Here is a 6,234-nt window from a genome sequence, read left to right on the forward strand (position 1 = left end):
TTCTATTTATTTTTCTATAATGAAAAATAGCTGATTTCGGAGAATTAAAATGAAATATCGAATCGTAGATATATCTAGTGAGCACGATAATGACATTTGCTACATCATTAAAAATGTAGGTGTCGAATTCGGTGCTGTTGGAGAAGGATTTGGACCAGGTGATGACGAAGTGTTAGAAATGAGTGCTCACTATAATCCAAAAGAAAAAAGTAAATATCTTATCCTACTACTTAATGACAGAGTGGTGGGAGGTTGTGGTTTATCGCCATTTAATAACAGTGGAACGATCTGTGAATTGAAAAAATTGTTTCTCCTACCAGAAGCAAGAGGACGTGGGTTCGGTAAAACTATTGCGGGGAAAATCTTAAAGTTTGCAAAAGAGGTTGGGTATACTCAGTGTTACCTAGACACGCTATCCAGTATGAAGTCAGCGATCTTTCTTTATGAAGATTTAGGCTTTAAGCGTTTATCTAAGCCTCTTGATGGAACAGAACACAATGGATGTGATGTTTGGATGCTCAAGAATTTGACAGAGTGTGAAATAAAATAGCAAACGATTGCTTTTTGTTGGTGTTCCTGTATTATCCGCCAAAATTTTTAATCATAAAAATATTAATTAGGGATATATACATGCAGTACCTTCGTTATTTTCTTACTAGTTTATTTACGCTTGTTTCGTTTTCTTTATCGGCAGCACCAAAGCCTATTGTTTTACAAGGAGCAATGGATGTTGAAGTTAACTATATGGTTGAACAGTTACAAAATAAACAAGAGGTAACTTTTGGCTCTTGGACGTTTTGGACGGGAACTATTGACGATTACCCAGTCATTGTATCGAGAACGGAAGTGGGTATAGCTAATGCATCAGCATCAACAACCCTAGCTATTGAGAAGTTTTCACCAGGCATGATTATCAACCAAGGGACTTCTGGTGGTCATGATCCAGAGCTTTACCGTGGCGATATTGTTTTAGCTGTTAAGAGCTTCAACATGGGAGCAAATCGCTCTGAATTCTCTAAAGTAGAAGAGGGGATTCAACCTGAAAAGTGGAAAAACTTCACAGTAACAATGCGATTAAGAGAAGATAATAAGTTTGTTGAACATGACGCATTTTATTCAACACCAGAGCTAGTTGATTTTGCTTATAAGAATGTAAAGCATCCGGCACAAGGTAAAGTGGTTAAAGGCGTGATTGGTACCGCTGATGAATGGAACCGAGAAGTTGCTCGAATTAATTGGCTACATAAAACTTACCAAACAGCAGCAGAAGAGATGGAAAGCTCATCAGCAGCATTAGTTGCCGAGGCTTATAAAGTACCATTCATCGGTATTCGAATTTTATCGAACACAGATTTACATAATCAAGATTTTGATCCTGCAACAGCAATTACTAACCAAAAATACGTAATTGATTTTGTTAAGCAGTGGATTGCGAAGCAAAAGTAATAATATTTGTATTAACACATACGAAAAAGCCCCAGCATTTCTGCTAGGGCTTTAAATGCATTATTTTCACTTCTTTGTATTATTTATCATCTATTAAAAAGAAAGATAACTCATTTTTTTGTGCTACAGCTAATTGCGAAAGTTCAGCGGCAGCTTGTTGTGTTTGGTTTATTGCTGATACATTTTGATGTACTAAATCAAAAGTAGCTGTTGTATTTTGTGCAATATCTTCGGTTACGGCTAACTGTTCTTGTGATGCTGTTGCTACAAGGGTATTAACATCCGATATTGATTGAACAGAAAGAACAATGTTATCAAATGAAGTTTTTACATCTTCAGACAGATTTATATACTCTTGAATAGCAATAACATTCGAAGCAATATTTGTATTCGCAATTTCAGATTGTTCTTGTAATTTCAGAATGATTTCTTGAATGTTTTTAGTCGATTCTTGAGTTTTAGCTGCTAAATTTCGAACTTCATCAGCAACAACAGCAAATCCTCGTCCTTGCTCTCCAGCGCGAGCCGCTTCGATTGCTGCGTTTAGTGCAAGTAAGTTAGTCTGTTCTGAAATAGAGCTGATAACAGTAGTAACTTCACCAATATTATTAGAGTTTATTTTAAGCTCTGAAATCATATTAGCTGTTTGCTGAACAGAATCATTGATATTGCCTGCTAGCGTAATCGAAGAGTTAAGAACCTCTAATCCTTTTGTCACATTATTGATTGCATTTTGTGTTTCATTTTCCGCATGCAGTGCATTGATACTCACTTCTTTGGATGTACTCGAAAGTTCATTTATTGCTGTTGAGATAGCTTCAACTTGGGTTAACTCTTGTTGAGAGTTATTTGAAGTATCATTCATTACTAGTGTTAGTTCTTCGGAAGCAGAGGAAACGCTATCAGAAAGTAATAAGCTATTTTTAATAATTGATGATAATTTTTGATTAAGGGCAATAGCGGATGCGTAAATGCCTGTTTCGTTACCTGTAATCGTGAATCGTTCAGATAAATTGCCATTAGCTATATTTGATAGAATAGAAGATATATAAGTAGGCTCTCCACCAATTGGAGCATAAATTAGTCTTACTAATAAAAAGTGTACAAGAATAAGAGATACAGCTAATACGATAACAAATAATATTATTGAATCAATCAACATTTCTTTACTTGGTTGAGCGATAACATCATCCCATTCGTAACTTACTACATTCCAATTTATTGATGGAACTTCTGTTTTGTATGCTGATATTCCTTTATTTTCAATATTATAATTCAGCTCATTATTTACAAAGTTTTTATATTCTGGACGTTCAGAGAATATGTTTTTCCCTATTAAATTGTCTTTACGAGCAGAGACAATATATCCACTATTATCATATACAAAAACCTGATTTTCGGGTGTAAGTTTACTAATGAACTCTTTAATTGTATTTAATTCGATAGTAATGATGACAGCCGCAATAATTTCATTTTTTTTATAAAGAGGAGATGAAAATGCGAAAACAGTACGATTAGTCGCGGCATCATTATAAGCTTGTGTGATAACTTTAGTTTCACCATTGAATGTTCGTTGGTACCACTCTCTTTTCATTTCCTTTGCATTGAAGTTAGGGATAAAAGCCCCATTTTCAAATGTTAATCCATTTTTAAGACCAATAGAGACTAAAGGTACATTAGTGCTTTTACGTAATAGATCTAAGCTTGTTGTGGCTTGTTTTATGTCACTGATATTTCCATTGCTATCAAAATCGACAGATAAGGCTTCCATAGCTGTAAAATAACTGTTTATGTTTTCTTCTAATGAGATAGCTAATAAAGAACTAATATTTTTTTTATGTTCTTCAGTAGAGCTAATGTTGTAATTTTTAAATGTAAAATATCCAGTCCCTGTTAGAACTATTGATATTATAAATAACAGTGAGAATGTAGATATAAAAACGGTATTTTTTAATGTTAGATTCATGATGTGATCATCTTAGGTAGAATTAATAATATATCTATTTAATTTATTTATGATTGAGCTAGAATTGTTGACTTTATTTATCTTTCTTTCAGGTGAATAAATTTTCGCGAGTGTACTCCAATTAAATTAAATCTATCAATTTTTAAATTGTAAGAGAGTTTATAACTTCTATATAAGAATATATAACTATCAAAAGTTAATCTTTTGATAGTTATTAATTGTTTTCTTATTTTTATGAAAATATTATAATTAATATACGGTAGTTATATTTAGTGAGGGGGTAATACAAATAAAAATTGAAATATGATTTTCAGTATTAAGAAAATAAGCAATAGTTATGCGTAGAACCTCATTATCTTTTGCTTTGGACGGACCAGGTAATGGTGATAATCACGAATAAATAGATGATTGAATGTCAGATACGAAAAAGCCCCAGCATTTCTGCTAGGGCTTCGAAAATGGCGGAGGGATAGGGATTTGAACCCTAGAAGGGCTATTAACCCTTGCCGGTTTTCAAGACCGGTGCTTTCGACCACTCAGCCATCCCTCCAACGCGATGAATAATAGGCGTTCCCTATCTTCATGTAAAGCACTCTTTTTAAATTACGTATCGTTTGCTTTAAAATCGAACATTTCGCTTTATTGTTAGTCAATGTTGGTGCGATGTTGAGCAAAAATAAGAGAGTGGTTTTTAAGTAACTATTGTTTTATCGATCTATTTTTAATATCGATTTTCTAGTAATTATTTGAATAGTGCGTATCTAGATAAGCAGCTGTGCTTTTTGATTGCTATCAACAAGGAAGAGAGCTTTAAGAAGTATTTTTTGGAAGGCGATTTTTATTTGCCCATACGAAAAAGCCCCAGCATTTCTGCTAGGGCTTCGAAAGTGGCGGAGGGATAGGGATTTGAACCCTAGAAGGGCTATTAACCCTTGCCGGTTTTCAAGACCGGTGCTTTCGACCACTCAGCCATCCCTCCAACGCCGTGAATAATAGGCGTTCCCTACCTTCATGTAAAGCACTCTTTTAAAATTAAATACTGTTTGCCGTAAATTCGAGCATTTTGTGTGGATTTACGGCATTTTCGTTATTATTTTAAAATAGGGCGAGCATTAATCGCCTGGGTTGGACGATTATTACCGTTGTAGAGTTCTTTAAATTGAGATAATTGCTCAGATGAGATCTCAATAGGATTTTTCATTACTAACCAAGTTACACCTTCAGAACAAGGTGGTGTGGTTAATGAGCCATTAAAACGATAGTAGGCTTGATCATTTGGTAATAAGTTCGTTAGTGTTAATTTCTTATCAAGAGTGATTTCTCCTGATTCAGGCATTTGCGACCAGATTTTAGCCAGTTCTGGATTTGCCTTACCTTCTTTAAACATCACACCAACAACGGCTAGGTTTCCATCTTTATCTGCATGAACTAAGTGCATTTCTAGAGGGTATGAGTGTCCTGCAATTAAATTCTCGCTAGGAGCGTGGAAGTGCAGTTGTAGTAGGCTAAACGTCTTCCCCTCTATTTGAATAGATTGTGGGCTTTTAATGTTTACCTGCACTGTATGGCCATTATTAACGATGTTTTTACCAGCTTGACCATAATTAAATGTAATAGGCTCTAATTCGCTCTCAATGGCATTGGTAATGTCAATTGGAGATTGGTTTACGCCTGTTTGGCAAACTCCATGCCAGTGATTAGGGCCAGTATCTCCCGTATAACCCCATTCAGATGCAGAAGCGAATGGCGTTGCAGAAAGAGCACTTAGTACAGCTAATGTAGTAAATAATTTTTTCATGGTATTTATCTAGCCTTATTATTTTATAAAATCGAGTTTAGGCTAATACAAATGTATCTTGGTTAATAATGATTTGAATGAAGTTTCGCAACCTGCTTCTAATTCTTTGAAAGACTTTGTTTGATTGTCTTAGTTTTAACGCAAATTTTGAGAATTAAAGAATTGATGTGACGGATTTTTGATTTTTTGAAATCCAGACTTTACTGGGATCTCGGAAATATTTTCATTTTCTACAGATACAAAAAAGGCATCGTCTTTCGACAATGCCTTCGTTGTGTTGGCGGAGCGGACGGGACTTTCTATCTCACCTTGAGAGCAGCACGACCCTCGGCGTGTCAGGCTGCTAAGCTCTCCAATAGAAAGTCTAACCAATTGAACTACCGCTCTAATTTTTTGAACCCCAGGATTTATCTGGAACTCGGAAGTTTTTTCATTTTCAACAGATACAAAAAAGCCTCGTCATTTCTGACAAGGCTTCGTTGTAGTGGCGGAGCGGACGGGACTCGAACCCGCGACCCCCGGCGTGACAGGCCGGTATTCTAACCAACTGAACTACCGCTCCAATTTTTTGAAACCCAGACTCTATCTGAATTTCGAAAGTGGCGGAGGGATAGGGATTTGAACCCTAGAAGGGCTATTAACCCTTGCCGGTTTTCAAGACCGGTGCTTTCGACCACTCAGCCATCCCTCCAACGCGGTGAATAATAGCGATACCCTTACTTGTTGTAAAGAGTTCTTTTTAAAAATAAATTCGTTTGGTTCAAATTTATTCATTTTGATGGCATTTAAAGCAAATCAGCGCAAAGTTTGTAATTTTTATAGTGTTGTACAGTGAAGTATATGAGAAGAAAGCTGTTCGATCTTCAATTTACAGTCTTTAGAAATGGCTAGGTAAGAATCGTAGAATTATTTAGAAACTCAGACTTTATCTGGGGAGCGGAAGCTTTTTCATTTTCAACAGATACAAAAAAGGCATCGTCTTTCGACAATGCCTTCGTTGTATTGGCGGAGCGGACGGGACTCG

At 35.7% G+C, this 6,234-nt stretch carries 4 protein-coding genes and 4 tRNA genes; 2 read left to right on the top strand and 6 right to left on the bottom strand.

The features are described 5' to 3' along the window. The first annotated feature begins 49 nt into the window (after positions 1-49). Entirely contained in the window at positions 50-550 is a 501-nt protein-coding gene (locus GNP81_RS04690) for a GNAT family N-acetyltransferase (RefSeq protein WP_155673642.1), read from the top strand. Positions 551-630: 80 nt separating this feature from the next. Further along, positions 631-1,446, top strand: coding sequence for a 5'-methylthioadenosine/S-adenosylhomocysteine nucleosidase (locus tag GNP81_RS04695; protein ID WP_155663257.1), 816 nt, complete (start codon positions 631-633; stop codon positions 1,444-1,446). A 79-nt stretch (positions 1,447-1,525) separates the two neighbouring features. Here GNP81_RS04695 and GNP81_RS04700 read toward each other — a convergent pair whose 3' ends face one another. The 6 genes from GNP81_RS04700 to GNP81_RS04725 form a co-directional block, all read right to left on the bottom strand. Beyond that, on the bottom strand, positions 1,526-3,412 hold the full coding sequence (locus tag GNP81_RS04700; RefSeq protein ID WP_155673643.1) for a methyl-accepting chemotaxis protein: 1,887 nt from the start codon (positions 3,410-3,412) through the stop codon (positions 1,526-1,528). 459 nt (positions 3,413-3,871) lie between these two features. Continuing rightward, positions 3,872-3,962 (bottom strand) — tRNA-Ser (locus GNP81_RS04705). 338 nt (positions 3,963-4,300) lie between these two features. Then, positions 4,301-4,391: transfer RNA gene (locus GNP81_RS04710), tRNA-Ser, on the bottom strand. Positions 4,392-4,502: 111 nt separating this feature from the next. Then, positions 4,503-5,210: a carbonic anhydrase gene (locus tag GNP81_RS04715; RefSeq protein WP_155671617.1), complete on the bottom strand. Its 708-nt coding sequence runs from the start codon at positions 5,208-5,210 to the stop codon at positions 4,503-4,505. Between the two features lie 485 nt (positions 5,211-5,695). Beyond that, positions 5,696-5,772 (bottom strand) — tRNA-Asp (locus GNP81_RS04720). 38 nt (positions 5,773-5,810) lie between these two features. Then, positions 5,811-5,901: transfer RNA gene (locus tag GNP81_RS04725), tRNA-Ser, on the bottom strand. Positions 5,902-6,234 lie beyond the last annotated feature (333 nt).

It is taken from the genome of Aliivibrio fischeri, assembly GCF_009727955.1.
Lineage (GTDB): Bacteria > Pseudomonadota > Gammaproteobacteria > Enterobacterales > Vibrionaceae > Aliivibrio > Aliivibrio fischeri_A.